At 46.4% G+C, this 26576-nt stretch carries 24 protein-coding genes; 8 read left to right on the top strand and 16 right to left on the bottom strand.

What is annotated here, in order from left to right; genetic code table 11:
* Positions 1-28: 28 nt before the first annotated feature.
* From KXD93_RS06760 to KXD93_RS06790, 7 genes are all read right to left on the bottom strand, one after another.
* Positions 29-760 carry a DUF3891 family protein gene (locus tag KXD93_RS06760; RefSeq protein WP_258136195.1) on the bottom strand — a complete coding sequence of 244 codons (732 nt, stop codon included), beginning with the start codon at positions 758-760 and terminating at the stop codon, positions 29-31.
* A 218-nt stretch (positions 761-978) separates the two neighbouring features.
* A complete protein-coding gene (locus KXD93_RS06765; RefSeq protein ID WP_258136196.1) occupies positions 979-1401 on the bottom strand; it encodes a hypothetical protein in 423 nt (140 codons plus the stop codon).
* A gap of 30 nt (positions 1402-1431) precedes the next feature.
* Positions 1432-1713 (bottom strand): hypothetical protein, encoded by a 282-nt coding sequence (locus KXD93_RS06770; protein WP_258136197.1) that lies wholly within the window; start codon positions 1711-1713, stop codon positions 1432-1434.
* Positions 1714-1774: 61 nt separating this feature from the next.
* Positions 1775-2584 carry an SDR family oxidoreductase gene (locus KXD93_RS06775; RefSeq protein WP_258136199.1) on the bottom strand — a complete coding sequence of 270 codons (810 nt, stop codon included), beginning with the start codon at positions 2582-2584 and terminating at the stop codon, positions 1775-1777.
* A 95-nt stretch (positions 2585-2679) separates the two neighbouring features.
* Positions 2680-4263, bottom strand: coding sequence for a GMC family oxidoreductase (locus tag KXD93_RS06780; RefSeq protein ID WP_258136200.1), 1584 nt, complete (start codon positions 4261-4263; stop codon positions 2680-2682).
* A gap of 186 nt (positions 4264-4449) precedes the next feature.
* A complete protein-coding gene (locus KXD93_RS06785) occupies positions 4450-5355 on the bottom strand; it encodes a helix-turn-helix domain-containing protein (protein WP_258136202.1) in 906 nt (301 codons plus the stop codon).
* Positions 5356-5523: 168 nt separating this feature from the next.
* Complete coding sequence (locus KXD93_RS06790; RefSeq protein WP_258136203.1) at positions 5524-6168, bottom strand: LuxR C-terminal-related transcriptional regulator; 645 nt, start codon at positions 6166-6168, stop codon at positions 5524-5526.
* A 193-nt stretch (positions 6169-6361) separates the two neighbouring features.
* Here KXD93_RS06790 and KXD93_RS06795 point away from each other — a divergent pair, with 193 nt between their 5' ends.
* Together KXD93_RS06795 and KXD93_RS06800 are read left to right on the top strand one after the other, a co-directional pair.
* A complete protein-coding gene (locus KXD93_RS06795) occupies positions 6362-7282 on the top strand; it encodes a helix-turn-helix domain-containing protein (RefSeq protein ID WP_258136204.1) in 921 nt (306 codons plus the stop codon).
* Positions 7283-7495: 213 nt separating this feature from the next.
* The gene (locus tag KXD93_RS06800) at positions 7496-8188 is read left to right on the top strand and encodes a LuxR C-terminal-related transcriptional regulator (protein WP_258136205.1); all 693 of its coding nucleotides are present in this window, start codon (positions 7496-7498) and stop codon (positions 8186-8188) included.
* A 242-nt stretch (positions 8189-8430) separates the two neighbouring features.
* Here the strand turns inward: KXD93_RS06800 and KXD93_RS06805 are convergent, their stop codons facing one another.
* Positions 8431-9756, bottom strand: a complete 1326-nt coding sequence (locus tag KXD93_RS06805) for a glycosyltransferase (RefSeq protein WP_258136206.1) — start codon at positions 9754-9756, stop codon at positions 8431-8433.
* Positions 9757-10018: 262 nt separating this feature from the next.
* On the opposite strand from KXD93_RS06805, the gene KXD93_RS06810 reads away from it, so the two are divergent.
* Positions 10019-10792, top strand: coding sequence for a hypothetical protein (locus tag KXD93_RS06810; protein WP_258136207.1), 774 nt, complete (start codon positions 10019-10021; stop codon positions 10790-10792).
* A 435-nt stretch (positions 10793-11227) separates the two neighbouring features.
* Here the strand turns inward: KXD93_RS06810 and KXD93_RS06815 are convergent, their stop codons facing one another.
* From KXD93_RS06815 to KXD93_RS06825, 3 genes are all read right to left on the bottom strand, one after another.
* A complete protein-coding gene (locus KXD93_RS06815; RefSeq protein WP_258136208.1) occupies positions 11228-12511 on the bottom strand; it encodes a M28 family metallopeptidase in 1284 nt (427 codons plus the stop codon).
* Between the two features lie 95 nt (positions 12512-12606).
* On the bottom strand, positions 12607-14169 hold the full coding sequence (locus KXD93_RS06820; protein ID WP_258136209.1) for a DHA2 family efflux MFS transporter permease subunit: 1563 nt from the start codon (positions 14167-14169) through the stop codon (positions 12607-12609).
* Positions 14170-14319: 150 nt separating this feature from the next.
* Positions 14320-15132: an SDR family oxidoreductase gene (locus tag KXD93_RS06825; RefSeq protein ID WP_258136210.1), complete on the bottom strand. Its 813-nt coding sequence runs from the start codon at positions 15130-15132 to the stop codon at positions 14320-14322.
* A gap of 344 nt (positions 15133-15476) precedes the next feature.
* Between KXD93_RS06825 and KXD93_RS06830 the strand changes: the two genes are divergently transcribed.
* From KXD93_RS06830 to KXD93_RS06840, 3 genes are all read left to right on the top strand, one after another.
* Complete coding sequence (locus tag KXD93_RS06830) at positions 15477-16406, top strand: alpha/beta fold hydrolase (RefSeq protein ID WP_258136211.1); 930 nt, start codon at positions 15477-15479, stop codon at positions 16404-16406.
* A 209-nt stretch (positions 16407-16615) separates the two neighbouring features.
* Positions 16616-17443, top strand: a complete 828-nt coding sequence (locus tag KXD93_RS06835; protein ID WP_258136212.1) for a sensor histidine kinase — start codon at positions 16616-16618, stop codon at positions 17441-17443.
* Positions 17444-17478: 35 nt separating this feature from the next.
* The gene (locus tag KXD93_RS06840) at positions 17479-18123 is read left to right on the top strand and encodes a response regulator (RefSeq protein WP_258136213.1); all 645 of its coding nucleotides are present in this window, start codon (positions 17479-17481) and stop codon (positions 18121-18123) included.
* A 174-nt stretch (positions 18124-18297) separates the two neighbouring features.
* Here the strand turns inward: KXD93_RS06840 and KXD93_RS06845 are convergent, their stop codons facing one another.
* The 3 genes from KXD93_RS06845 to KXD93_RS06855 form a co-directional block, all read right to left on the bottom strand.
* The gene (locus KXD93_RS06845) at positions 18298-19344 is read right to left on the bottom strand and encodes an LLM class flavin-dependent oxidoreductase (RefSeq protein ID WP_258136214.1); all 1047 of its coding nucleotides are present in this window, start codon (positions 19342-19344) and stop codon (positions 18298-18300) included.
* A gap of 58 nt (positions 19345-19402) precedes the next feature.
* The gene (locus KXD93_RS06850) at positions 19403-20092 is read right to left on the bottom strand and encodes an SDR family NAD(P)-dependent oxidoreductase (RefSeq protein WP_258136215.1); all 690 of its coding nucleotides are present in this window, start codon (positions 20090-20092) and stop codon (positions 19403-19405) included.
* 189 nt (positions 20093-20281) lie between these two features.
* A complete protein-coding gene (locus KXD93_RS06855; RefSeq protein ID WP_258136216.1) occupies positions 20282-20710 on the bottom strand; it encodes a DoxX family protein in 429 nt (142 codons plus the stop codon).
* A gap of 380 nt (positions 20711-21090) precedes the next feature.
* Here KXD93_RS06855 and KXD93_RS06860 point away from each other — a divergent pair, with 380 nt between their 5' ends.
* Positions 21091-22059 (top strand): quinone oxidoreductase family protein, encoded by a 969-nt coding sequence (locus KXD93_RS06860; RefSeq protein ID WP_258136217.1) that lies wholly within the window; start codon positions 21091-21093, stop codon positions 22057-22059.
* 151 nt (positions 22060-22210) lie between these two features.
* On the opposite strand, the gene KXD93_RS06865 is transcribed toward KXD93_RS06860, so the two are convergent.
* Entirely contained in the window at positions 22211-23626 is a 1416-nt protein-coding gene (locus KXD93_RS06865) for an aldehyde dehydrogenase family protein (RefSeq protein ID WP_258136218.1), read from the bottom strand.
* A gap of 483 nt (positions 23627-24109) precedes the next feature.
* Here KXD93_RS06865 and KXD93_RS06870 point away from each other — a divergent pair, with 483 nt between their 5' ends.
* Positions 24110-25726 carry a DHA2 family efflux MFS transporter permease subunit gene (locus KXD93_RS06870; protein ID WP_258136219.1) on the top strand — a complete coding sequence of 539 codons (1617 nt, stop codon included), beginning with the start codon at positions 24110-24112 and terminating at the stop codon, positions 25724-25726.
* Between the two features lie 104 nt (positions 25727-25830).
* Here the strand turns inward: KXD93_RS06870 and budA are convergent, their stop codons facing one another.
* The gene (budA, locus tag KXD93_RS06875; RefSeq protein ID WP_258136220.1) at positions 25831-26562 is read right to left on the bottom strand and encodes an acetolactate decarboxylase; all 732 of its coding nucleotides are present in this window, start codon (positions 26560-26562) and stop codon (positions 25831-25833) included.
* Between the last annotated feature and the right edge of the window lie 14 nt (positions 26563-26576).

Below are 26576 nucleotides of genomic sequence, written 5' to 3' on the forward strand. Positions count from 1 at the left end.
GTCGATCACAGACCGGATACGCTCACATTTAAATTTGCTTTTTTAATGTCCAGGCATTGCAGATCACACCGGCAGCGTCAAACGCTGCTCTGAATTCTGCATGATCCCTGAAACTTAACTGTTCCAGCACCCGGCTCTCTACCTGGACCTCGAACTGCTCTGCTTCGAACGGCCAGGGGGTAACGTACATATCGCCTGTCAGGTCAATGGTCAGCTGATGGCTGATACCGTCAGGCCCTTTGCTGATCTCTATTGCCCGTCCTTCCGGTTGGGATTTTCTTTTACAGATAAGCAGGGATAGCGCGTCACACCATTCCAGCAACCGGTAATCTTTTGCCGTTTGGTCGGTACTGATCTGCAGCTCCTTCATCCATTTTTCCCGTAAAGCCGACTGATCCTGCATAAAACGTAAACCGGCTTCCGAACCGGCAGCAAGTTCACCATAAACGAACTCTAGGTGCAGGGAGGTCAGCAAAGCGATATAACGGCTTTTAGCCAGCGCACCTTCATAGGTGCTGATACAATGCTCGTGGTCATAGGTGGTCATTGTAAAATCCAGGGGGCCTCCCTGTGTGCTCAACAAGCCCGCATCACGGGGTTCGATGCGTGCATCATCGTGACCGGCAATGGCGATCAGCGTTTCAAACCATCGCGCTGTTCTTACGGAATGTTTCCAGTGCATCGCTAGCAAACCTGCAAGCGTTCCGTGAGCACGTTGTGTGATAATTTCCCACCCCTTCTCGGTGTAATTGACGATCATGTTTTATCTCATATCCGGCTGTTTAAACCTTAAGTTATAACCTGTCTTACTAAATACATTCCGGTCGCCGGACGTTATTGAATAAGACAGGTTTGCCGGTAGGCGGTCCGGCGCCGAAAACTACGGCTGCCGGATACCGCCTCTCTTTTAATTGGTTAGCTTACCGGCAATAATTAAAAAGACGCTCAGCGTTTGCCGCTGCAATGATTTACCCATTATTAATATCCTGCCGCCTTCGCCACTGCCTTAAGCCGCTCTACTTCCTTTTCAAGTTCAGTTATTCTGAGCATTTGATCCTGTAACGCGCCGACCAGAACCGGAACCAGTTTCTCCAGTTCGACTACCGGAAGATTTGACCCGTGCTGGTCATTTTTTCCACCGGTTTTCCAGATGGTTGCTGTTCCTACCGCCCCGGGAAGCAGTGCTTTGGTGGTGGCAACATCCAGACCGGATTGCCAGGCGGTTGATCCGGACTGATCCGGCGATTTAACTTGAGCAGGTTTCAACTGCGCAATGATGGCGGAAGGTTCATTACCGGTTCCAATTTGTCCTGAAATATTATTTTTGGCCAGGTCCTGAGCCGCAGCGCCGAAGCTTGTTGCTGCTAAAAACGCAGCAGCGGCCAGCATAGTTATTTTCATTTGATTATCTTTTTAATAGGCGTTTGAAAATTATATCCAGTAATTTCTCGTATAGTCCTGCGTACTGGTCTCCCCAGGATTTTGTCTGACGTTAAGAGCAGATTCTTCAACACTGAAGACCTCATCCCAGTGCTCGATACGAAGGTTTAACGTCAGTTCCTTCTCCGGATTTAACTGTGTTCCGATAAAGCGGGTTACCTGTTCTCCAAGCTGGTTAAGGTTAACGGTTACTTCATCCTTCGAGGTTTCATTTGCTGCGGAACTGCTTATCGTAATTTTAAATCCGGCTGACGATAGATGATGATCATGCATATTTTGCTTTGTTAATTAAGGAAACTGCCATAACTGTTCATGGAGGTACATTTCATGTTGGTCATTTGAGGCCATAGTGGTCGTTCATAAGCTTCACAAAAAGCCGTCCGGGCAATACTGACTTGAGCAGCGGGGCGATCGTTTGTCCCAGTGCCCCGACAAGGTAATTTTGTGATGGGGATGCCGAATTCACGATCTTGCTGATCTTCGCGGCAACCATCCCGGGATCGCCGCCGTTACTTTCATCTGCTTCCATATTTTTTATAGCCGCATGATAGTCCTTTTCCAGGAGCGTATTTACCAAAGTAAACGGCAATTTTTGCCGGCTGCCGGTAAAGGAAGTTTTGAAGTCGCCAGGATTGACGACCGCTACCTGGATACCTGTACGGCGCAGTTCCATACGCAGGCTTTGGGAGTAACCTTCCAATGCGAATTTACTGGCGCTGTAGATCCCCTGGTAGGGCAAGCCGATCAACCCGGCAATAGAACTCATATTAATGATCAGCCCGCTTTTATCGACTATCATCGATGGCAAAACGCTGCTGCTGACCCGGACAACCCCAAAAAAATTAACCTCGAACTGCGCTTTAGCCATTGTTACAGTCATATTGTAGAGCGGGCCGGCAATGCCATTACCCGCATTGTTGATGAGCACATCGATGCGGCCTTCTTGCTCAAGGATAGCCTTTACCGATTGAGAAACCGATCTGTCGTCTGTAACATCCATTTGAATAGCTTTAAATGGCAGATCGCCAAGGTCGTTTATCGTCCTGCTGGCACCGTAAACGGTATGTCCTTCAAGCGCAAGTGTGGTTGCTGCCGCCAGTCCGATCCCCGCCGAAGCGCCGGTTATAAGAATCACTTTTTTCATATGTATCATGGAAGCCGGTACAGTAAGTACCGGGATTGTTGTGCATATTTTTAAATGCCTGCCTTTAAAAGGCAGGCATTGCTGTATTGACTATGTTATTTTCCGGTCAGTATGGATCGTGAGACAAACTCCCCGATCATCATCGTGGCTGCATTGGTATTGGCAGAAGTAATGGATGGCATCACCGAAGCATCGGCGATACGCAGTCCCTCAATGCCATATACGCGCAGATCGCTGTCAACAACCCCGTCAGCACCTGGTCCCATTGCGCAGGTTCCGACCGGATGGAAATAAGAAGTTAATCCGTCCCTGATAAACGTTTCTATAGCTGCTCTGCTGTCCAGCTTTCCCGGAACGATACGCCTTTTGATGATTGCCTGATAAGCCGGCTGGTTGATCAGTTCCATCGCTATATGAACAGCGGAAACCAAAGCCTCGAGATCTTCAGGAGCTGAAATAAAGTTGGGCTGGATCTCAAGCGGGCCGTCGTGACGGTTTGTTCTCATTTTCAGGTAGCCGCGGCTCTTTGGACCGACCAGGCCCGGAACCAGGCAAAATACATTTTCCGGAACCTCGTATTCCCGGGCGATCTCATGGGTCAGGTAGGGTACCTGCAACGGAAGGTACATCAGGTCAGGGACCTTCAGATCCTTTTTGCTCTTCCAAAGGGCGACGCTACCTGCCAGGTTATTATTGGGGATACCGATCGGCCGGCTGGCCTCAAAGCATAATCCGGCTATCAGCGGATGGTCCTGAAGGTTTTTTCCAACCCCGGGAAGATGGACAATCGTTTCGATGTCAAGCTTCCTTAATTCCTCACTGTCACCGATTCCTGATAACATCAATATTCTTGGCGTATCAAGGGAGCCGGCAGATAATACGACTTCCTCGTTAACTGCAACCGTATGGACTTTATCTCCTGATAAGATGTCCGCGCCGATGCATCGGCCGTTTTTGACATTAAGCCTTACTACTTTGGAATAGGTGAGAACAGTTAACCTGTCCGAATCATATACCGGTTTAAGATACTCGGTCGGGCTTGAACGTACGCCGTCTCTTACATTAAGCACCATCGCGCCAACACCTTCCGGAGCCGGGCCGTTCGTGTCAGCTAACACCGGCATACCAAATGTTCTGCCTGCTTCGACTAATGCGGCAGGGACAAAGTGAAGGTCTTTTGCGTTCCCGATGGCTATAGGTCCTCCGGCTCCGTGAAAATCAGTTTCACCGCCTTCCCAGTCTTCTATTTTCTTAAACAGGGGCAGTACGGATTCATAATCCCAGCCTTTATTACCGGCAGCAGCCCAACCGTCATAGTCAGCCTTGTTTCCGCGCGTCCATGTTATGGCATTGATACTCCCGGAGCCGCCAAGAACTTTTCCCCTTGGAACCGGGATTATCCGGTTATGGATCAGTTCGCTGGGCTCATAACTATATAAATAATCGTGTGGCGCGCCTATGTTCATGACCCACTGGCCAGGATTCGCTATGCTTTCTATACCTGCATCAGAACCGCCCGGTTCAACGAGAAGCACCGAAAAATCAGTGCCCTCTGTCAGACGCCGCGCGATAACACAGCCTGCGGAACCTGCCCCTACAACGATATAATCATAACGATCTGATAATGATTTTGCTTTACCGGCTCCCGGTGCAGCTTTATTTGATTGGTTATCATTCATGGTAAATTGTTTTTTAACTAATGCAAAATTAATTCAGACATTCATGGCTCACTATAACCTAATCTGTGAGAATCTTGACCGATGATGGGGACGTGAATCGCGTGGGCAATTCTTAAAAAAGCGGCGATATGAGTCCGGATTCAAAATTTTGCCAACGATCAGCGTAGTGAAATGAAGTATGGATGATCAAACCTGGCAGCGCTCCCGAAAATTTTTTGGGGTCATCCGTGTTACTTTTTTAAATACCTGATTAAAGTAGGATAGTTCGTTAAAACCCAGGCTCCAGGCGATTTCCGATATATTCAGGCTTGTCCTGGCGAGCATGCGTTTAGCTTCCTGAACTGTTCTTTCGGTGATCAGCGTGCCGGTCGTTTTGCCGTAAGTCCCTTTAAGTGTTTTGTTCAGGTGGTTCAGATGTACCGAAAGTTTTTCGGCAAACGCCGCCGGACTGCGGAGATCCAATGCGTTGGTAGCCGGCTCATTTGGAAATTGCGCTTCCAGCAGGTTTGAGAACAATGCAGGTAGAGACTGATCTGCTTGCTTTTTCCCGGTTCTTTGCGCTTTCGATATCTTTAGCGCTGAAAGCGCAAGCTCAACGATGAGACTACGGATAAGTTCATTCTTGAACTTAAAATTATGGTTGTTTTCCAGCTGCATCCGGGAATATATGCCGGAAATGTGTCCCGCATCATGATCCGTCAGATCAAACAGTGGACGGCAATCTTTCTCAAGAAGCCCGAGCTGATTACCCCGGATTGCGCTATTCGAGATAAAGCTTCCTGAAAATAAACAAAAGAAACCCGATTGCTCTTTTTCCATGACTTCAATCCCATAAGGTACGCGTGGATTGATAAACAGTAAGGCATTCTTTTCAGTATCAATGATCCGGTCGCCTAAAAGTATCCTGTTCCTGCCTGTCAGCAAACAGATCTTATAGAAGTCTTTCCGGCTGTAAGGAATATTTCCCGCCTCCGGGCCGGGCTTTCTGTTGCGTTCAAATACATTGAAATGGCCCGACAAAGTCGCCGGGCCGGAAGGAAAGTCCAGCTGATGCTGATCATAAAAGGCCTCAAGTGCTAATGCTTTGTTCATACTCAATATTCCCTATCTGTTTACACCCGGAGGCTTAATGATCCGCTCCCGGGACGTGCAATCTTAGCGAGGCGAATTTATTCGGACACGTGCCGGCACACAATCCCCAAATTCGGGGATTGTGTGCCGGAAAAAACTACTGAAATAATTATGGACGATCGTTAATCGTCAAACGATATTTTGATAGATGGCCTTGGCGACGACTTCCGTCAGTGAGGCTACCTGCAGCTTTTCATAGATCTTCTTCATATGGCTGCGCACCGTCTCGTAACTGATTTTCATTCCGGTGCTGATCGTTTTATAATTATGGCCGTTTACAAGGCATTTGAGCACTTCCCTTTCGCGCTGCGTCAGCGGATAACTCACGACTCCTTTAGGCCGTGCAACATTTTTGCGTTTCAAAAGATGAAGAACACGGCGGGCGATGCTCGGACTCATTGGAGCACCGCCAAAACTAATTTCTTTCAACGAGCGTACGAGCGTCGTCCTCAAACGGCTTTTCAAAATATAGCCGGAGGCACCGGCCAGGATGGATGCATAAAGCCGTTCATCCTCTTCGGTGACGGTTTGTATCAGAATGTGTAGCTTAGGAAATTCAGCTTTGATCCGGCTGACCGCTTCGATCCCGTCTGTTCCTGCAATATCAATGTCCATGATCACGATATCCGGACGACAAGCGTTGATATCCGTTATACAATGGTTGGTATGACCGAACGATCCGGCCAGCTCAAAAGATTTGTCAGCATTTAATAACTGATCGATACTGTTCCTGATGTTTTTGTTTTGTTCAAAAATGGCGATTCTCAATTTCATAGGTATGATTCCGTAACTTATTCGGGTTTTACACGACTTTTTTGGGTCGTTATTCAAATTTAGGCGCAGCAGGGTATAATGATCCCGAAGATTTGATTAATGACATCAATGGATTGATTTGCGTAATTTCTCACCGTTCATGCGCAATTTTTAGAGCAGCATACCGTTAATTTGGCCAGGGAAAATAATAACATTGGAAAGAAGCAGCAGGATCGAACAGCTGTTAGTGGAAAATGCTAACGGTTTTGACAAAAGAACGGCAACAGATGAAAACCTTGATTTCATCATATACAGAGAAGAAGATCCGTCAGTAATTCAGATCCCATACGGACGAAGGGATCTCTATGGGTTCTTTCTGACTGCAAAACCTGTCAGCATTTTATATGGAAACCGGCGTTTAACCAGTAACAACAACAGCCTCCTGATGATCAATCCCAGGACGGCCTTCGCCTGTGAGATCCCTGCCGGAGACGCTGAAATATTTTCCTGTGTCGTTCCCGCAGATTTTTTTGGAACGGAAGACCCTGTTAGCAGGTATACGCCGTTCCGGAGGAACGGCCTACCGATGCTGACCTTATCCGAAGGTCAGTTCAGCGGAATAAAAGCTGCTTTTGACCGTTTAACAGATGAGTCTCTGAAAGATTTCGAATACAGGAATGAACTCATCCGAAACCTGTTACTGGAACTGATTTATGAGATCTTAAAACTTCATCCCGGGGATGTTGTCCGCGAACCGCCGCACACCAGTTCAGAAAAGATCGCCGGAGAATTTATGAAATTGCTGGATCTGCAGTTTCCCATATCCCACGGATCTCAAAAAGCCCTTTTGCGGTATCCTGCAGATTATTCCGCGCTTCTTTTTATCAGCACGAATCATCTCAACAAAGCTTTAAGAACAGCAACAGGTGAAGGTACTTCAGTACTGATCGCCGGGAGGATCATTGAAGAAAGCCAGGTAATGCTCCTTGATCCGGGCTTCACGTTACGGGAAGTAGCACGTTGCATGGGTTTTGCACATGTCCAGCACTTTATCAGCTTTTTTCGGAAACACACGGGCTGTACTCCCGCAGCTTTTAAAAAGGAGCATAGCGCTCCGATTGCCTTTCTGCGATAAGCCATACTTAGGCAGGTTCCCGGCGTACCTCTCCTGCGAAGCTTTATAATTCAAAGACCCCGGCTTTATGGTCATTTCCGCGATTGCCCGGTTCAGCTATTGAATTGCCTTATTCAACAATAATCCTGTAGGGCCGGCGGTCTTTGACGGCCTATCTTTAGGCTGTTCATAAAAATGTCGAAAAGACAACAACGCAGATCAAATCGATAAGCTATGGAAAGAATTAAAGAATGGAACTATTTCGGAGAGCCCGGACGTTCAATAAGAGTGGCGATCTTTGACAAGGACATGAGTGGCCGTAACCAAATGATGACCATATTAAGGGATGACATTATCTTTGACGTGGTCGGTGTTTTTAATACGGCGAAAGAATTCATCAAAGGAATTGTATCCTCGCGGTCCGATCTCGTATTGATCAATATTGCTGCTACCGGATTAAACGGCCTGGCTATATTGAAGCAGCTAAAGAATGAATTCCCCCATGTTCAGGTGCTCGTGGTTATCTCTTCAGGTAACGACGCCGAAATCTATCATTCCATCCTGGAAGGTGCTTCTGGTTATATCCTGAAGAATGAACTGGACGATAACCTGATATCCTCGATAAGAGAATTGCGCATAGGCGGATCGCCGATGAGTCCTTTTGTAGCCAGGAGAGTGATCGATATGATCAAGCAAAAGGCCTGTTCTATCAGGGGAGTAAAAGATGCTCCGGACTACAAACTCACCAGCAGGGAAAAAGAGGTGCTGTTCTGTATTGTTCACGGGAAAAGTTATAAGATGACCGGATATGAGCTTAATATTTCATACGAGACCGTGCGGAGCCATATGAAGAAGATCTATGAAAAGCTGAAGGTCGCCTCGATGACCGAAGCGGTGGCCAAGTCTATTAATTTTCACATTGTGTAGTAGTGTTCAAAGAAAAGGCTGGATTTTGATGGGTGTATATAACCGGATTTGGTGATTGCCCGGAGACTGCGCCCTTTCTACATTTGCGTTTTGTTAATAGTAAATAAGAGTGTTTTTGTCAGTTTGTTTTTGTTGAAAGATGCGGCCTGCGGGCCGCATCTTTTTTGCTCACCAGGCATACAAAAAGACCTTATCCGGTAAAGGGTAAGGTCTTTTTGCAGCTCACAATTCGATGTCTTTTTTCAGGATGCGGGACTGGAAATGAGCAATTCACTCAGATAGCCGGCGCAAAGTGCTTTAGCGTCAAAACCCTCCATTTCCCGCGATAATAACGTTATATTGTCTTTGTATTGCGGATCATCCATAATCACCTTAACTGCTGCTAAAATATCGGCCGAAGCAGGCCTTTCTGTTTTAAGATCAATGCCATATTTGAAGAACCCGATCCTGGCACATATCTCAGCTTTTCCTTCATAAAGTCCTGCTGTCACCAGCGGAAGCTGGTGTTCCACCGCCAGTAGCGTTCCGCCATATCCTCCGTTAGTTACGAATACATCTGCTAAAGGCATGATCTGGTCGAAAGGAATATAGTCTTCGATGATCAGGTTATCGAAATCATATTTGTTTTTTAACTCCGTGGTATGAAATCCACCTGTTGCGGCGATAACCAGCGTGTCAGTTCCTTTGAATGCATCGAGTGTAGGCTCAAGGAGTTTTGAAACATCTCCCTCTATCGTTCCCTGGGTCACTAACACCACCTTTTGATACCTCTTCAATCTTTCATCTGACCATTGCGCTTGCACACGCGATTCCGTGTAGGGTAATAATGCGCCGATAAAACGAACGTTCTTTCCCAGGCTGCTGCGCTTATATTCAAGCGAAGGCGAACCGACCTGCAGATAAAGATCCGGTGCTTTGGTTAGTATATCAAATATATCTACCCCGTTATACGGCACGCCATACTGTTCGAGCAGTGCTGTCAGGCAATCCGTTCCGGCCTTATAAACAACATTTTTAAAAGCCATTCGGAGCTCTGCCATTTTAAGGCGTTCAACATCGTTGGTCGGCGGATAAAATCCCGGACCGTAAGGGCCAAGATCATCAGAGCTTTCTGGCAGCGGTATAATGCCGATAGAGATCACAGGTACATCTATTTTGGCACTGATGTAAGGTATTGCCGGAAACATATTGTCAGCTATTACGGCATCGAAAGGGAAGGTTTTTCTGATATCGAGAATGTCTTCAAATTTGCCAGGCCCGGGCTTGATGAATACATTGATCATATCAAAATTCGCTTTTTCTCCGGCATCAGCAATGGTGACACGTTCCGGGAAAAGCTCATGCAGGGAACTGCCGGTAATATCTCTGGATTTGATAAACGGATAGTTCTGGATCCCGAGCTGCGCTAACTTGTCCTTATAAATTCCTGAAGTATACCAGCGCACGTCGCACCCCGCGTCCATCAAAAATTTGGCCAGACCCGTAAGCGGATTGAAGTGGCCGTCGGCCGCAACTGTAGCGAATAAGATCTTTTTCCCCTGTAACTGTTTTTCTGTTGTTTGCGTCATAACGAATTTTATTTAAAACATTAGCGTGATTTGTCTACTGCAAAATTGCTTTGCCTCATGACAGGATCTTATCACCAGAATCGGGGTTATTACTGACCGGTTTCGTTCGTGTCTGCAATTGATTATAAAGGCCGGCCGGTCATTTCTTTACGGGAAAAATCGCGTTTTAAGACAGCTGCCCATGTTGAGGGAAGGCAGTCACTGCTATTGGTGATTGATGGAACTCCGTTATCCGGACATCTTTGCTTAAAATTAAATAACTATGAAAATTAACTTCAATCAATTACCGCTATTAGCGCTGGCATGCCTGGCTTTCAACGGTTGCAGCAAAAATGATGACGGGTATCAAATCCCGCCGCAGGCACTCGAAATAACCGCTATCGCGGGGGATAGTTCCGCTATAATCGGCAAACTCAATGCCTTTCGGCAGCAGGCCGGCAGCCAGCTAAACACCGTACCAGGGGCTTCCTCGGGACGGCGCGAAATCAACTGGGACGGTATTCCTGCAAACCTGGCGAATACGAACACATTCCCGGTCGATTTCTTTGGTGCCACGGATAAAACACTTCCCGACACCAGGAAAAGGGGATTAATATTCACCCCAGCCAATGCTGCGCTAAGGGTCAGCGATAATAATTTTGCGGATATTGACCCTGCCTATAGCAGCCAGTTCAGCGCATTTAGCAAGAACAAAATATTTTCATCGGTCGGGTCTAATGTTACCGAGTTTAAATTTCAGGTGCCCGGAACTGACAAACCTGCTTATGTCAGCTCTTTCGGGCTGGTTTTCACCGATGTGGATAATGCAGATGCAACAACTGTCGAAATCTACGAAGGTGACCGGCTTATAGGCAAGTTCAAAGCGCCGGCTGCCGATAAGAAATTCTCCTTTGTCGGCTTGCATACCAGTGCAAAGATCACGAGGGTTAAAATTACTTCCGGAAATAAGGCTATAACTGCGGGTGTAACCGATAATGCGAATACGGATCTGGTTGCAATGGACGACTTCATATACAGCGAGCCTAAAGCATATTAACCCGATCTGCTATCGTGGCACTGCCGGCTAGCAAACTACTTTCCGGATTCTATCAAGCGCTGGCTTTACGGCCGGCGCTTGTTCTTTTTGCGGAAGCGTTGTACCGGGCAACGGGGACACGCTGGTCAATTCTGATCTACCATATAGCAAAAGCGATCCTGCAAAGCCTTTTGCACCCGTATACCTTTTGATAAAAAGTACCGAAAAAGGTAAAGTCCACGAATACGATCCGGCCAGGCAAGTGCGCTATCGAAACGCGCAGCAGCCATTTTTCCATCCCGAAGGACTTGTTTGCCTGCTACAATTTTACCTTGATCTTTCAGCGCGTAATTGAGCTATACTGTCAAAAAATAAAGGCTGCAACTTTCGTTAACAGCCTTTAAGCAATAATTCTGACCGGCTAAAGTCCGGCATGAAGTTTCCGCAAGTGATATATTATTTAATTCTTGTTGGCGTATCCCGTCCGCTGACGAGTGATCCTGCACCGGTTGCGATCGCTTGTATCGTCGCGGTCAGACTTTTCAGATCAAGCGTTTTAACTTCATCTTTCACGGTATGGTAAAATTGGTCTTTGTCAATCGGCGCAGTGGAAATGGTATGAGCCGGCACTCCCAGCCGCGCCAGTGAAGCATTGTCGCTGCGGTAAAACAGTTCAAATTTAACGTAAGGATCAGGGTGAAATTGGAAAGAAGTGTCTTTGATATTTTTTTGCATAATAGCACCGAAATCTGAACGCTCAAAACCTGTAATAAATGCATTATTTGGTCCAAATTTGGAGTCGGACCCGATCAGTTCCATGTTTATCATGGCAACTATTTTATCGGGATCCAGCTGCGTAGAAAGATATTGGGATCCCCACTCGCCAAGTTCTTCGGCCGTGAAGGCGATAAAGATCAGCGTCCGGGCATTGTTATTTAGTTTTTTATAATATTTGGCCAGGCTGATTACACCGGTGATCCCCGAAGCATCATCATCGGCTCCGTTCGCGATACTGTCGCCTTTTACCGGTGGCAAAATGCCCAGGTGGTCATAATGCCCGGAGAAAATAACACATTCTTTTGGCCTTGTTTTTCCGGGGATCACCCCAATTATATTGCTTAAGGCAATTTCCTGTGTTTTATCTTGGTATGATATCTCAAATGATGTGATCTCGGCAGCATTTCCTAATATAAATACCTGGCCCGACGGGTTATTATTTTTCAGCGTGATGCAGCCATTAGCAAGTGTCTTTCTCAAATGATTAAAATAATCGCGGTATTGTTCGTCGACTTGTACAATGGCGTTTTTACCCGACCTTAGTATGGATAAATAACTCTCCAAAAAGGCCCCGCCGGGTTTGATTTTGAGTACTTGAACGTCTTTGTCATTATTCCACTTAAAAGTCCCATTACTGATAATGATGCAATTTTCAACCGGCACCCGAACATTATTGATGTTTACCTCAACCGCTAAGGGTACACTTTTAGTGACCGAGAAATTTTGCCTGAAACTGCCGCTTCCTGAGAAAGATTCAAGACCCGTTGTTTTAAAGCTGTTCTCGATATAGCGGGCGGCCTTTTCAATCCCGGGCGTAAAGATACCTCGTCCCTCCATGCTGTCGGCGGCAAGCACATTGATGATATTTTCTACGTCTTTTTCCTTTATCAGCCGGCTGGCGGTCTGACTGAAACTTTGTAAAGAAATCGCGGATACGATTACTGTTAACAGGTGTTTTTTCATCTTTTTTTAATTAGTAAGTGGTTATTAAATTGGGGGATGCCCTGCGATCATTTGCTGCTTTGGTCAGCTGTACCAGGAACCCGCTCGTGAAAGTTTCAATGTTCCTGCTCCTTGACAGCGATGTTTATAGCCGGTGCCATACGCTTTTTTTTTATGGTAAGTAACACCAGTGGAATACAACAGAAATTGACCATCGACAAGAGCAGGAACGCATCGAGGTAGGATAAAAGGAACGTTTGTTTTCTGACCGTCAGTTCCAATGCTCCGATGGCTTCCTGGTAAGCATGCTGGAGTGTCGCCCCATGTGTCAGAAAATAATTCTTCAGGGATTGCAGCCGATCAGCGGTCTGCGGATCTTCCCCGGTAATATGGGTGATCAGTGACAGCCGGTTCCAGGCTGCCCTGTGAGCGATATAAGTATTGATGAGCGCTATTCCAAAAGAGCCGCCGAGTTGGCGCGACATATTACTGAGCGCAGCGCCTTGCGGGATCTCCTGAGGCTTAAGTGCCGACACTGCAAGCGATGTGAGCGGAACAAGCAGAAGGGCGGTACCTAAACCCCGGAAAACCAGGGGAATAAAATAATAGGCCGGCCCTGCCGACTGATTTGTCCCGGACATCATGAATGTAAAAACCCCGCACAGCAGAAAGCCGGATACGATCAATATCTGCGGACGAATTCCGCTTTGCAGCATTTTACCTAAAAAAGGGGAGATCAGGGCAGCCATAACAGTGCCAGGAAGCAGCATCAGGCCAGTTTGAAAAGCGGAAAATCCGGTGATGCGCTGCGCCAGCAGCGGAAATACAAAAATGGAGGAGAACAGGCCAAATCCGAGTGCAAAATTAAGCATCAGGGATAGCGATAAGGTGCTGTTTTTTAAAACCCGGAGGTTAATGACAGGGAATTTAGTACGCAGCTCCCACCATATCAGCAACGTCAGGCACAAAGCAGAAATTACGCTGAGCACTACAATATAGCCGGCAGAAAACCAATCATCTGTCTGGCCGCGCTCCAGGACTATCTGCAGGGACCCAATGCCAACCGCCAGCAGTCCTATGCCCAACAGGTCTATTTTCCTGTCGTTTACGGCGGCTTTCGTTGGTCTAAGATAGATCCATGCCAATGATGCTGCCAGCAGACCTATCGGAATATTGACATAAAATATCCAGGGCCAGCTAAGGTTATCCACGATATACCCGCCAATTAAAGGCCCGATGGAGGGACCGATGATGATGCCAAGGCTAAAAATACCGCTGGCGGTTCCCCGTTCCTTTGGCGGAAATGTTTCAAATAAAATAGCCTGTGAAGTAGATAAAAGCGCCCCCCCGCCAATTCCCTGGATAAACCTGAAGGCCACCAGTTCCCATAAATTGTTTGAAAGACCGCACAGCACGGAAGCGATGGTGAACAATAAAACCGAACCAATATAGTAGGTCTTACGTCCTATTTTTTCAGCAAGAAAGCTGGTCATAGGAATAATGATCACGTTGGCAATAGCATAAGCCGTTATCACCCAGGCGGTATCTTCTAATGAAGCCCCGAGGTTTCCGCTCATCGTATTGATGGAGACATTTACAATCGTCGTGTCTATCAGTTCAATTACTGTCGCTGCGACGATGGTAACCACAATTATCCATTTTCTGAAACCTGTTTCCATTTGTTTGTCCGGGACCAATCCCTTATGCGTTAACTGATTAACTTTTTTGCGCAAAATTGCTGCAGCAGTTCGGGCTTTCCTATGCCCGAAAAAGGGGATGGTTATAACTCAAACCCAAAGCAGGCCGGAGCCGGCTTTGGGTTTGAGTTCTTATATGGTGTTTGAAAATGCGGCTGCCTGACTCTGCTTAACGGAAGCTTCCAGGGTCTCGGGAATAATATTCCTGAACTTTCCTGAATCTTCGGGCACAATGCGGACCAGCGCATCGATGATGATCCGGGGATCGAGCTTGCCATCCGGCGCGGCAAGTAACTGATCAAATGTCGCGCGCAAATCAGATCTTTTAATAATGCTGGTATGGTCATCCAGCCAGCGAAATGGGGTCTCGGCCATCGTTTCATTGAACCCGGTAAAGAAAGGACCCGGATTAATGACCTGAACCTTGATCCCAAAAGGTTTTAGCTCGGTTTGCAGCTCTTCTGCGATAGCTTCAAGTGCGTGCTTGGTTGCTTCATAAGGACCAAACCCAGGAACAGTAATCAGGCCCAGCAAAGAAGAGGTAAACACGATCTTTCCTTTTTTCTTTTGGCCGACCCATTTATTAACAAACTTCTGTACCAGCGCCAATGGAGCGAATAAATTCGTTTCAAAATTGCTCCGCACCAATTCGATCGGCACCTCGGATAAGGGCCCGGCTTCACCGATACCGGCATGACTGAACAGGATGTCGATGTCGAATTTAAGTGCATTGCTGACATCAAACGGATTAAGAATATCAAGTTTTTCTACCCGTAGATTTTTTTCAAGGCCAAGTTCGGCAGCTTTTCGACGCAATGCCGTAACCTGCGGCGCGATCTGTACGCCTGCAATCACATGATGTCCTGCCCGTGCCATACCAATGGCTGCTCCCTCCGCCATTCCGGAGCCTGCTCCGGTAATAAGGATTGTTTTTTTGTTACTCATTTTATTTTTTTTTAGTTGTAAAAACACTGATCGCCTGAACTGTGAATACGCTTGATCACAAAAAGGCGAAAGTTCAAAACTAGTTTTGCGGCCGCCAGTGGGCAATCACCAACAGCGGTGAGACAGCTAACCTATATTTATGGCGGCTTTTGCAATTCGGATTTTTGCCGGAATGAAAGGAGTATATGGTCATATGAAATGTTAAGGCTGTCAAAAACCTGAAATGACTTTTGACTTGTATAATGCCCAAATCAGGACCTCATTTGCCCGTTTGAAGGCTATATTTCTGTTTCCAGCCGCTTTACCAGGGTATTTTTGACTGTTCTTGAAATAAATTAAGTATTATGAAAAACAGCAAAACTCTTCAAATTTTTAAAATTTCGGCCTTTTTTGTCCTGCTTGGCTTAAGCATCGCATCCTGTAAAAAAGACTATCCAAACAATCAGGATTATCACCAGACAGCAGTAACCCAATTTGTTGTCGTTTCCGGTACCAGGATCGCCTACCGTGTCTTAGGCAACGCACAGGGCACCCCACTTGTTATGGTGTCTGCATTGGGGGCTTCCATGGACGACTGGGATCCGGCAATAACTGATGGTCTGGCATCAAAAAATAAGGTCATTCTGTTTGACCTGCCAGGTGTAGGGTGGTCGGGCGGAACAACACCTGATAATATAGCCGATATGGCTTCAGATGCTGTCGCCTTCATAAAAGCGCTCGGTTACAGTAAAGTGAACCTGATGGGATTTTCTATGGGCAGCTTCATCAGCCAGCAGATTCTCCTTACACAGCCGGTTTTAGTAAACAAGGTCATACTGACAGGTACCGGCCCTAAAGGTGCGCAGGGCCTTTCAAATCTTCCGGCTTTGCTGGCGACTACCGTAGGGCTCACCCCTAAGGAAGTTTTCCTGAAATTTGGCTTTGCACCTTCAGACACAAGTCAAAAGGCTGGCCTGGCCTGTTATGACAGGGTACAAAAAAGAACGAACAGGGACAGCGCCTTGTCCACAGCAAGCGAAACCGCCGAGATAACTGCCGTATTGGGCTGGGCCAAGCCTTACCCGGACGCCCTGAAAGAACTGCAGTCAGTTACCCAACCTGTATTTATCGCACAGGGTGAGGAAGATGTCCCGGTTCCGGTCATCAATGCTGAGAACATGGCCAAGAGCATTCCCAATGCGATATTAACCGTTTATCCCGATTCAGGTCATTCTGCAGTATTTCAAAACTATGTGCAGTTTCTTCCTGCAGCCCTGGCATTCCTGGCAAAATAGCCGGATCAGCGATTTATTAAGAAAGCCGCAATATCCGGGATATTGCGGCTTACAGAATTTTTCCTCATAAAGAATGCTGTTGGTATGATTCAGAACTGATCAACCAGGTTTCACGGATGCCGTATCCGGTGATAAAAATCACCCCTTTCGGTCACCCATTGGTAGAGATCATAAACTCATATTTAGCGAAATTCAAATGTCAATACAAAATGTACCCTTCATCCATACTTTTCCGCCGGTCGGTCCTGCTTGTTTTCTTTAAAACATTGCCGGCTATGCGTGTACCGGGACCGGATCCGATGCCGTATTGGTGCTGCTACCTGATCATCGCGCTGGCCATCGGTGGCCTGTGTTACCTGTTATATCGCTACAGTATCAATGAGCTGCTGAAAAGGCAGGCCATACGTAACCGCATTGCGAGAGACCTTCATGATCATGTCGGCTCAACGCTAAGCAGTATCGCTATCTATTCCAAGGTGGCCAGGATCTATGAACAGCAGGAAAGCCGGGAAAAGCTAAAGGAGATACTCGGCACGATAGAGGCAACTGCTGACGAAACCATCAATGAGATGTCTGATATCGTCTGGGCTATCAATCCGCTTAACGACCAGATGATTACCATCATCCAGAAGATAAAAGCATTTGTACAGCCGTTGTGCCTGACAAAGGGGATCCAGTTTGATTTTTATGAAGACGAGAAGGTTTCGAAACTGATCCTGGAGATGACAGCAAGAAAAAACTTATTCCTGATCCTGAAAGAGGCACTCAACAACGCCATCAAACACTCGGGCTGTAAAAGGATTACACTGGATATGCGCCTGAGCAGATTTTACCTGCAAATCCTGATCACGGATGACGGTATCGGCTTTGATGCCGGCAATACCGGCGTCGATGAGGGTTTTATGGATGGCGGGAACGGCTTGCTGAACATTAACTTCCGGGCCAAAGAACTGGGTGCACAACTAAAAATATGCAGCGCATCCGGTGAGGGGACCAAAATAGATCTTTTATATAACCTGCACAGGTTTAAAAGATGAGCTTATTATCTGTTTACTTAAAGCAATTTTGAATTATGCGGATCCGTGTAGCAATTTTTGATGACAATAAAAATATTCGTACCAGTATCAGTTTATTATTGAATACCGACCCGGCATTTGACGTCGTTGGGGTGTATAGCGATGCTCGGCATTGCGTGGAAGATGTTCTGAAGTCTAACCCGGATGTAGTTTTAATGGATATCGGTATGCCCGGGGTCGATGGCATAGAGGCTGTTAAATTGCTGAGCAGGGAATTCCCCTTGGTACAGATATTAATACAAACTGTATTTGAGGACGATGAGCGAATATTTAATTCCATCTGTGCCGGGGCTTCCGGGTATATTTTAAAGAACCAGCTTAACGGGTCATTAACGGAATCCATTAAAGAATTGATGACTGGCGGCGCACCCATGAGTCCCACCATAGCCAGGCGGGTACTTGGGCTGCTGCAGGGCGGTAAGGTATTAAAGCAGCCTGCAGAAGATGACTATCACCTTACTTCGCGTGAAAAAGAAGTGCTGACAGCCATTGTTAACGGTTTAAGCTATAAGATGATCGCCTCTGATCTCAATATCAGTTATGAGACCGTTCGCAGTCACGTAAAAAAGATATATGAAAAACTTCATGTCGCCTCACTGACAGAAGCGGTGGCGAAGGCCATTAATCAGAATATCATTTAAACCGGACACGAGGCTGACGAATGTAGCATATAATTTAATTAAAGTACTTTCCTGAACTCCCGGATAAATAAAATGGTCTGAAATAAAATATCTTCAGACCATTTTATTGGTATTACCATGTTCAGAAATTGTTGCGTGTATATTCGACATCGTCATTTTAAACTTCTGTACGACTTATTCAACAATAGCATCATGTTTGGCTGTTTCTTTCCGGATTACCGGCGCTATTTCCGTACCCAGTAATTCTATGGCCTTCATGATTCCTTCGTGGGGGATTTGCGCGGAATCTATGTGCGCGGTATAACGCGTGTTGCCAAACAGTTCATAGAATAACATGATTTTATCAATAACCTGCTGTACGCTGCCGACAACCAGCGGCCCTTCTTTTCTGAACAGTTCGAACTTTTCTTTATTCATCAAAGGGCGCCCGTTTTCTGCGGCTAAGCGGTTCATCAATCGTTCATATCCCGGATAAAATTCGCTGACGGCAGTGGTCGAATCTTTTGCGGTATAAAATTGGGTACCTATTGATATTTGCAACCCGTTAAACCCCGGATCCTTCTTTGCAAAAGTTTCCCGGTACAGTGCTATTAAAGGAATAAATTGCCCGGGGGGTCCTCCAAACATAGAAACTGCTAAAGGTAATCCCAAATCAGCCGCCATAACGGCGGAAGCAGGTGTACTGCTGACGGCCAGCCATACCGGTAATTTACTTTGATAAGGACGGGGATACACGCCCCCGTTAACAGGCTGCCGGTATTTTCCCGTCCAGGAAACGATCTCCTGATTATTGGCTGCTAAAAGGAGATCCAGATGCTCACTAAAAAGTTCATCGGCATTTTCCTTAGCAAATCCAAATAGTGGAAATGTTTCTGTAAAAGCCCCCTTGCCCACCATGATCTCAGTTCTTCCTTTTGAAATTAGATCCACGGTAGAAAAATTTTCGAAAATACGGACCGGGTCTGCAGTGCTCAGTACCGTTACGGCACTTGACAAACGGATCCGCTTCGTTATAGCCGCCGCCGCGGCCATGATGATTTCAGGATTTGACAAGATAAAATCCGGACGGTGATGTTCTCCGAAAGCGAAAAGATCTAACCCAACCTCGTCGGCCAGTCTTACCTCCTGCAATATTTCCTGCATACGCCGGTTACCGACGAACCCTTTGCCGATCAGGCTGTCCGGCTGTATTTCTCCAAATGTACTTACTCCGATTTCCATGCTAATTTAAATCTTGTTCAATTTTTATCTTTACCTGCCAGGTGCTTCCAAAAGTCACCTATTCACTGTCAATGATGCCCAGCAACATCTCTGCAACGGCGGATGGATGCCCGTTCCTGATCCGGAACCGATTATAGGAAATGGTATGCGTACTTGCCTGCACCTCACCGGCGTAATAAGACGTATCATGATCAGACACGAAATGATCATCTGTAAAAGGTTCAACGAACGATACCCGAATGCCCTGGTTTTGGATCTCTTCGGCGACTTTTTCTAAATTGCTTTTCTGTCCCTGTTTGGGACCCTGAAAATGACCGAGTACCGGCAAAATAATACGGCTCGTGCTCGAAACCTGTATAAAATGCCCGTTGTGCTGACGCTGCAGCACAGGAAAGATAGCTTGTGAAAGCCACGGAACCCCCAGGAGTTCGTTTTCCAATAAGCCCTTTAACTGCTGCCCGGACGCTTTTTCTTCCTGATCAATAATATTAAACCCGGCATCGATCACCGCATCGATTTGACCAAAGATTTTCAGCGCGCTGTCAATGCCATCAAAAGCTGTTTTCCGGTCGGTCAGGTTTAACGGTATCAGGAAGAACGCTTCTTTATATTGCGCTGACAGATAGTCCAGAGCTGCAATGTCCTGCGTAACAGCGATCACCCCATCGCCCCTTTTTAAAGCGGCTTCAGCCAGGGCCTTGCCGTAGCCGCCCGGATATACGGTTATTAACAAAATTTTAGGTTCCATACTTTATATATTATGTTCTTCATGCACTTTTTCAAAATTAGGTCCCGGATGAATCTGCTCCAATGCCCGAAAGTGGGGATGGAATCGGTTTATGAATAGCGCGGAGGCCTGAAACAGGTGATGATTTTTGCAAAAACACCAAAACCCATGGACAGCATACACGGAAACCGGATCTCACCATGGGCTTACTTAAACTGTTGCACGGGAATGCAGTTGGAAACTTTTTTCCGATGGTGCAATGGTGTAGGTTGCCGGGTATAGCTTCCTGAACATAGCATAGGTTACCCCAACCATAATAAAAGCTACGATTGCATCGATGGTAGCGCCTGGTCCTATAACCACGATCTTGGAAAGAAAGGCGAAACTGATGTCAAACAATAAACCGGCGAATACCCATTCCTTTAAACGTAAAAGTTTATTCGGAACTAATAATACGATAACTCCTGAAAGCTTAAATACCGCCAGAATGGTCAGGAAATAAGCTGTGTAGCCTAGTTTGATCGAAATTTCCCATACTGCCGGGTTCCTGGTTAATTCACCAAATCCACTTGCTGCGAACCAAAAAGCGGTTAATGCTACGCCTGTCCAATAAATTCTTTTTGTTGTTTTAGTTGTCATGATTTCTGCTGTTTAATTTGTTGGATCAAAAATGCGATGGATCTCCCCGGATTCTAAGCAGTTTGACTGTGAATCGGACATATTGATGGGCCAGTCAGGCAATTGGTCTGCTGAACAGCGGGCTTGTCAAGGTATGAACTGACAGCTAAGCCTTCATGGCGGAATTAATCCCAATAATGGAATGCTTTGAAAAGTATCTTATGGAGAATATAACAGCCATACGTTAAGGGGACTCTTAATCGCCGTTGCGTACAGCTAAAATGACCTTCAATCAAAAGTAAACTCTCTTAAAACAATAAAGGCTGGTTTTCCTTACATAAAAAAATTAATGTTTACCGTTTGTGGCAGTACGCATCTTTGCAGCCACAAAAATCAAAATCATGAAAGCAGCTATTTTATATCAATTGGGGCAGAGCCCAAAGTATGGAGAGATCGGCGAACCTGTTCCTCAAAATAATGATCAGTTATTGATCACAGTAAAAGCCGCAGCTATTAAAAACGTTGACAAAGGCCGGGCAAGCGGCTCGCATTACTCCGTGCAAGCCCTGGAAAAACCGGCAGTCGTAGGCATGGACGGTGTAGGTGTGCTGGAAGATGGTACGCGCGTCTATGGTTTTGGGGCCGGTGGCGTCATTGCCGAAAAAGCGTTGCTCAACAGAAGCCTGACAGTTAAATTGCCTGATAGCCTTGACGATGTAACGGCCGCGGCATTACCTAACGCCGTAATCGGCGCTGCGGCAGCCTTACGATTTCGTGCAAACTTACAGCCAGGACAGGTGGTCGTGATCAACGGTGCGACCGGGGTTACAGGAATGGTGGCCGTGCAGATCGCCAAATATTATGGCGCTGCCAAAGTTATCGCAACGGGCCGCAATCAGGAGCAGTTGGACAAATTGTTGCAGCTTGGCGCAGACGAGGTGATATCCCTGAAACAAACCGACGCGCAGGTCACGGATAGGTTAAAACAAATCCATACCGAAACACCAATTAGCATCGTGATCGACTATACCTGGGGACATCCGGCCGAATTGCTATTGGCAGCGTTGAAAGGCAATGGAAGCACCACGCATAAAGTTCGTTTTGTAACGGTTGGGGGCATGGCTGGTGAAGAGATAATTCTGCCATCGTCCATTTTAAGAAGCTCGGATATAGAGATCCTGGGCTCCGGCCTGGGGAGTATCGCTGCAGAAGACATGCAAAAGATATTTAGCGAAGTGATTCCTGAAATGTTTCAGCTTGCCGCCGAGGGTAAACTGAAAATGGACACCATAACTGTTGCACTTCAGGAGATAGAACAGGCCTGGAATATGGACGTGGCTGGCGGAACAAGGCTGGTGGTTGTGGTATAAATTAGATTTGACCATTGGTCTTCTATAAATTACATCGTCTGTTTTGGCAGGAATCATGCAAGTCGCATGATTTTAAAAGGAAATTTTCGTAAGCAATTGATCATTAACTAATTGCTTACGAAAATTCAGCTATAGGAATATCCCAAAAGCGTTATGCAATAAGCGTTTTGGCCTCCAAAAATTCCTCCAGGCCATAACTTCCATTTTCACGTCCAAACCCGGAGTTTTTGTAGCCTCCAAACGGTGCGAACGGATCATGCTTTAGCGTGTTCACAAGCACCCTGCCAGCTTTCAGTTGTCCGGCAACATTTTTGGCGCGGCCAATGTCGGCGGAACTTACATAGGCCATTAGCCCGTAATCGGAATCATTGGCCATCGCAATAGCCTCCTCCTCACTTTTATAGCTTATCACGGATAAAACCGGTCCGAAGATCTCCTCCCTGGCGATCTGCATCTCATTGGTTGCCCCGGTAAAAATGGTTGGCTTAACATAATAGCCGTTTTCCAATCCTTCCGGACGACCCAATCCGCCGAACAGCACCTCGGCGCCGTCTTCAATACCCGCTGCTATAAACTGCTGGATACGATCATATTGCTTCTGACTGGCTACCGGCCCCATTTTAACATCTTCATTGCTGGGGTCGCCAACCTTAAATTGCGCAGCCGTGTCGAGCAAAATTCTTTTTACTTCGTCCAGCTTCTCTTCGGGCACAAACAGCCTGGAACCCGCGATACAGGCCTGCCCGTTATTCATGAAGCATGCCTGGACAGCCATAGGTATTGCCGTGTTAAGGTTTGCATCATCGAGAATAATATTCGCCGATTTTCCGCCTAACTCAAGGGTGACCCTCTTCATCGTATCGATTGCCTGCTTGCCCAGTATTTTACCCACTACTGTTGAACCGGTAAAAGAAACTTTGTTAACCACGGTGCTTTCCATAATAGCGCGGGATATGATATCGCCCCGCCCGTTAACCATATTGACAACACCGTTGGGGAGTCCGGCCGCGTCAATACATTCCATGATGATCTGCGCCTGCCATGGACCAAATTCACTTGGCTTGAGGACAATGGTACAACCTGCCGCCAGGGCGGCCGCGATCTTAACCGCAATAGATCCCGAGACAGAATTCCACGGGGTAAACAGCGCCGCTACGCCAATAGCCTCCATGATCACCGTAGATTCATTGACCGTTTTTTCAAACGGGTAATTCTCAAGAACAGCTATCTGATTCTGAAAGGTAGTTGCCGAGATCATGTTTGACCATTTGGCCCGGTCTTTCGCAGCGCCGTATTCCAGGGTTGTCGCTTCGATCAGATCGTCGATCCTTTTCAGGATCTCGTCATGGATCCGCTTAAAATATTCCTTCCGTTCAGTTATGCTGGTCTTTTGAAAATTCACTAATGCAGCGCCCGCAGCCGCAATAGCCTGCTGTGTATCGGTTTCATCGGCATAGGTAAGCCGTCCGATAACTTCACCATTGATGGGGCTGATGATATCCTGAGTTTCTGTTCCGTGTGGTTTTAAAAAACTCCCGTTGATGTAAACACTTTGAAATGATTTCATGGTATTTCGATTTGTTTTATGAAGTAAAATTGTTGAGAGAGACTTGTTTCATGAGAAATTATTAAAATGTAAAATTACCTGATAGTAAATGATAGTGTTTTGTTGTGCGGCTCTTGTTTGTTTGTTAAAAAGCTCATCTCGTAACAAGAAGTATGGCGAATCTTCCGTTTACAGACCCAATTTTTATCATAGCCCTGATCATTTTTTGTCGATGATCAATTCACAAAATTGATCTGGCGTAACTCGCTATAACAGCGGAATCACACCGAAACAGGCAAATTAATTGGTGGCTTGGGCATTTCGGACGGTGAGTGTTTTTCTAAGTACATATCGCCGGTCAGCGCTTCATTCCTGTTTCACCATGCTCAATTTCTTTCGGCCGGAAATAGCTGAATTTTTCACGCCTGCAAATTCCCGGCTCAAGGCTCAAATTGCCCGGTTCAGCCCGGGTTAGCTTACCGTGATGAGTTATGCCCTTTAATTTTGAGTCAATACCTCGAAAAAAAGAAAATTGTAATGCAACTAAAAGAAGAATCCTTAGTAGAACACGGGCCGCGTTTAATCATCATTACTGTTACTGCGGTGTTCTGCGCTTTACTGGAAATTATTGATACCACCATCGTCAATGTAGCATTAAACAATATGCGTGGCAGTCTAGGAGCTACGCTCAATGAGATCAGCTGGGTCATTACCGCTTATTCCCTGGCCAATGTGATCGTCATTCCCCTGACCAGCTGGCTTTCGCAGCAATTCGGAAGACGTAATTATTTTGCAGCTTCTGTTATCCTCTTCACCATTTGCTCTTTCTTATGCGGGAATGCGCATTCCGTTACAGAACTCATTATTTTTCGGTTCCTGCAGGGAATGGGCGGGGGCGCTTTATTGGTAACTTCACAAACGATCATCACCGAAAGCTGGCCGCCGGAAAAGCGGGCGATGGCCCAGGCGATCTATGTGTTGGGTATTATCGTAGGCCCAACCCTTGGCCCTCCCCTCGGCGGCTATATAGTAGATAACTTTTCATGGCCGTTCATCTTTTACATTAATATCCCGGTCGGCATTTTGGCGGCGATATTGACGATACAGTTTGTGCGGAGCCCATCTTATGGCGCTAAGCGCTCTTCGGGTGAAGTTGACTGGCTTGGCATAATATTATTGACCGTTGGTCTTTCTTCGCTGCAATATATTTTGGAAAAAGGCCAGGAAGATGACTGGTTTAACAGCAAATTGATCATCATACTATGCATTACCGCTTTTTTAGGTTTATACCTGTTCGTATGGCGGCAGTTAGAAGCTAAGTTTCCGGTGGTTAACCTTAGGGTCCTTAAAGATAGCAATCTGCGTATAGGGGTCATGCTGACTTTCATTACAGGCTTCGGCACATTCGGGTCTACTTTCGTTATTCCTTTGTTCACACAGTCTATTCTGGGCTGGAGCGCACAGCAGGCAGGGGTACTTCAACTTCCCAGTACTTTATTTGTGGCAGTGATGATGCCGGTGGTTGCTACGCTGATCCAAAAAGGGGTTCAGCAAAAGTGGCTCATCGCCATGGGGTTGTTCATTTTCTTTTGCTTTTGTATGTTGGCTTACCGCATTATCGTACCTGAGACCGGTTCCGGAGACTTCTTCTGGCCTTTGATGGTGCGGGGATTGGGTTTGGGGTTGTGTTCTGTTCCGGTGAGTACGATGTCTTTATCTACTTTGAAGGGACAGCAAATTGGTGAGGGAGCGGCATTCACCGGAATGATGCGGCAGTTAGGTGGCTCTGTTGGCGTGGCACTGATATCCACTTTTTTATCAAGAAAAACCAGTATCCACCGGGTCGAGGTCGCTACCCACCTGAATGTGTATGACCTCAATGTGCAGGAGCGTATCAGCAAGCTGGCGGCTGGCTTCCGAAACAGGGGATTAGATAGTCTCACTTCAAGGAATTCAGCCTACCAGGTGCTGGAAGGAGCGGTCACCAAACAAGCTACCTTACTGGCTTACATGGATGTGTTCATGTTTGTCGGAATTGTTTTCGTGGTTTTTGTTCCGCTGGTTTTATTATTCGTTAAAAGGTCAAAAAATAAGGTGAATCTGGCGGACGCGGCCCATTGATAATAGCTACTCCCTGGCCCTGTTCCTGTTTTTGCTCCGCGGCGCGGGCTATTGCCGCCTTCTGCACTTCCTGCGGCGTTATCTCCACCTTTTGTGACCCAAGGTTAGTTTCCCTTCTCCACCTTTTGCAGATCGGGCTGATTAACTTTATCAAATTTGTAATTCATAAATTCTGGATCGTCTGGCGTAACCAGTTGAAAGTCGCTGATCCTGGAAATTTCGATTGTGGTACTATCGGATGAGAAATCAAGCGCGTGGCCACCTGCGTTCAACTGGCTGGTTAAAAAATGGAAATGATAACCTGCAATGTTTACTCCTGCTAAATAGGAAGGTAGTTTATATCCGATCAGTACACCTTCGGTATTATTGAAATCAAAGAAAAACTGTTTATCAAGCATATTGGCCAAGGGCAAAAAGGGCTCTCTGGTGACCGGAGGAAACGCTCTTGTTTTGACATGGTGAAACTTACCTGAAATCCGGATGGCGTACATGCCGTTTTTATTTTTAAGGTATTTTTCCACCCGTTCCAGAATTGCTTCTTTGCCCGTAAATCCGTTGATGTGAAATGTGGTTTCAGGTTTAAAGAAACTTACAAATGCAAAAGGCGTTGTCAGGGAGTCCGGAGCTTCGGTAGTTACACCGTTCCACCTGGTTTGATATACTTTGCCGTTGTAAAAGGTTAGCTCCCCGTCAACAAGGTTAGGGGCACCAATGCCAAAATCACCATTTGATTTCAAGGTACCAACCGAAAGGGTTCCTTTGTAGAGACCATTTATAAAAGCATCGGCGATGCCAACCTGGTAAATGCCGTTTGACTGTTTTTGGCGTTGTTTCATTTTCGCTGATTTCC

Origin of the sequence: Mucilaginibacter phenanthrenivorans (assembly GCF_024721155.1) — a bacterium.
In the GTDB taxonomy this organism is placed as follows: domain Bacteria; phylum Bacteroidota; class Bacteroidia; order Sphingobacteriales; family Sphingobacteriaceae; genus Mucilaginibacter; species Mucilaginibacter phenanthrenivorans.

Excerpts from the sequence above, each read along its gene's own strand:
- KXD93_RS06760 (WP_258136195.1), bottom strand. The coding sequence starts at position 760 with ATGATCGTCAATTACACCGAGAAGGGGTGGGAAATTATCACACAACGT.
- KXD93_RS06765 (WP_258136196.1), bottom strand. The coding sequence starts at position 1,401 with ATGAAAATAACTATGCTGGCCGCTGCTGCGTTTTTAGCAGCAACAAGC.
- KXD93_RS06770 (WP_258136197.1), bottom strand. The coding sequence starts at position 1,713 with ATGCATGATCATCATCTATCGTCAGCCGGATTTAAAATTACGATAAGC.
- KXD93_RS06775 (WP_258136199.1), bottom strand. The coding sequence starts at position 2,584 with ATGAAAAAAGTGATTCTTATAACCGGCGCTTCGGCGGGGATCGGACTG.
- KXD93_RS06780 (WP_258136200.1), bottom strand. The coding sequence starts at position 4,263 with ATGAATGATAACCAATCAAATAAAGCTGCACCGGGAGCCGGTAAAGCA.
- KXD93_RS06785 (WP_258136202.1), bottom strand. The coding sequence starts at position 5,355 with ATGAACAAAGCATTAGCACTTGAGGCCTTTTATGATCAGCATCAGCTG.
- KXD93_RS06790 (WP_258136203.1), bottom strand. The coding sequence starts at position 6,168 with ATGAAATTGAGAATCGCCATTTTTGAACAAAACAAAAACATCAGGAAC.
- KXD93_RS06800 (WP_258136205.1), top strand. The coding sequence starts at position 7,496 with ATGGAAAGAATTAAAGAATGGAACTATTTCGGAGAGCCCGGACGTTCA.
- KXD93_RS06805 (WP_258136206.1), bottom strand. The coding sequence starts at position 9,756 with ATGACGCAAACAACAGAAAAACAGTTACAGGGGAAAAAGATCTTATTC.
- KXD93_RS06810 (WP_258136207.1), top strand. The coding sequence starts at position 10,019 with ATGAAAATTAACTTCAATCAATTACCGCTATTAGCGCTGGCATGCCTG.
- KXD93_RS06815 (WP_258136208.1), bottom strand. The coding sequence starts at position 12,511 with ATGAAAAAACACCTGTTAACAGTAATCGTATCCGCGATTTCTTTACAA.
- KXD93_RS06820 (WP_258136209.1), bottom strand. The coding sequence starts at position 14,169 with ATGGAAACAGGTTTCAGAAAATGGATAATTGTGGTTACCATCGTCGCA.
- KXD93_RS06825 (WP_258136210.1), bottom strand. The coding sequence starts at position 15,132 with ATGAGTAACAAAAAAACAATCCTTATTACCGGAGCAGGCTCCGGAATG.
- KXD93_RS06830 (WP_258136211.1), top strand. The coding sequence starts at position 15,477 with ATGAAAAACAGCAAAACTCTTCAAATTTTTAAAATTTCGGCCTTTTTT.
- KXD93_RS06835 (WP_258136212.1), top strand. The coding sequence starts at position 16,616 with ATGTACCCTTCATCCATACTTTTCCGCCGGTCGGTCCTGCTTGTTTTC.
- KXD93_RS06840 (WP_258136213.1), top strand. The coding sequence starts at position 17,479 with ATGCGGATCCGTGTAGCAATTTTTGATGACAATAAAAATATTCGTACC.
- KXD93_RS06845 (WP_258136214.1), bottom strand. The coding sequence starts at position 19,344 with ATGGAAATCGGAGTAAGTACATTTGGAGAAATACAGCCGGACAGCCTG.
- KXD93_RS06850 (WP_258136215.1), bottom strand. The coding sequence starts at position 20,092 with ATGGAACCTAAAATTTTGTTAATAACCGTATATCCGGGCGGCTACGGC.
- KXD93_RS06855 (WP_258136216.1), bottom strand. The coding sequence starts at position 20,710 with ATGACAACTAAAACAACAAAAAGAATTTATTGGACAGGCGTAGCATTA.
- KXD93_RS06860 (WP_258136217.1), top strand. The coding sequence starts at position 21,091 with ATGAAAGCAGCTATTTTATATCAATTGGGGCAGAGCCCAAAGTATGGA.
- KXD93_RS06865 (WP_258136218.1), bottom strand. The coding sequence starts at position 23,626 with ATGAAATCATTTCAAAGTGTTTACATCAACGGGAGTTTTTTAAAACCA.
- budA (WP_258136220.1), bottom strand. The coding sequence starts at position 26,562 with ATGAAACAACGCCAAAAACAGTCAAACGGCATTTACCAGGTTGGCATC.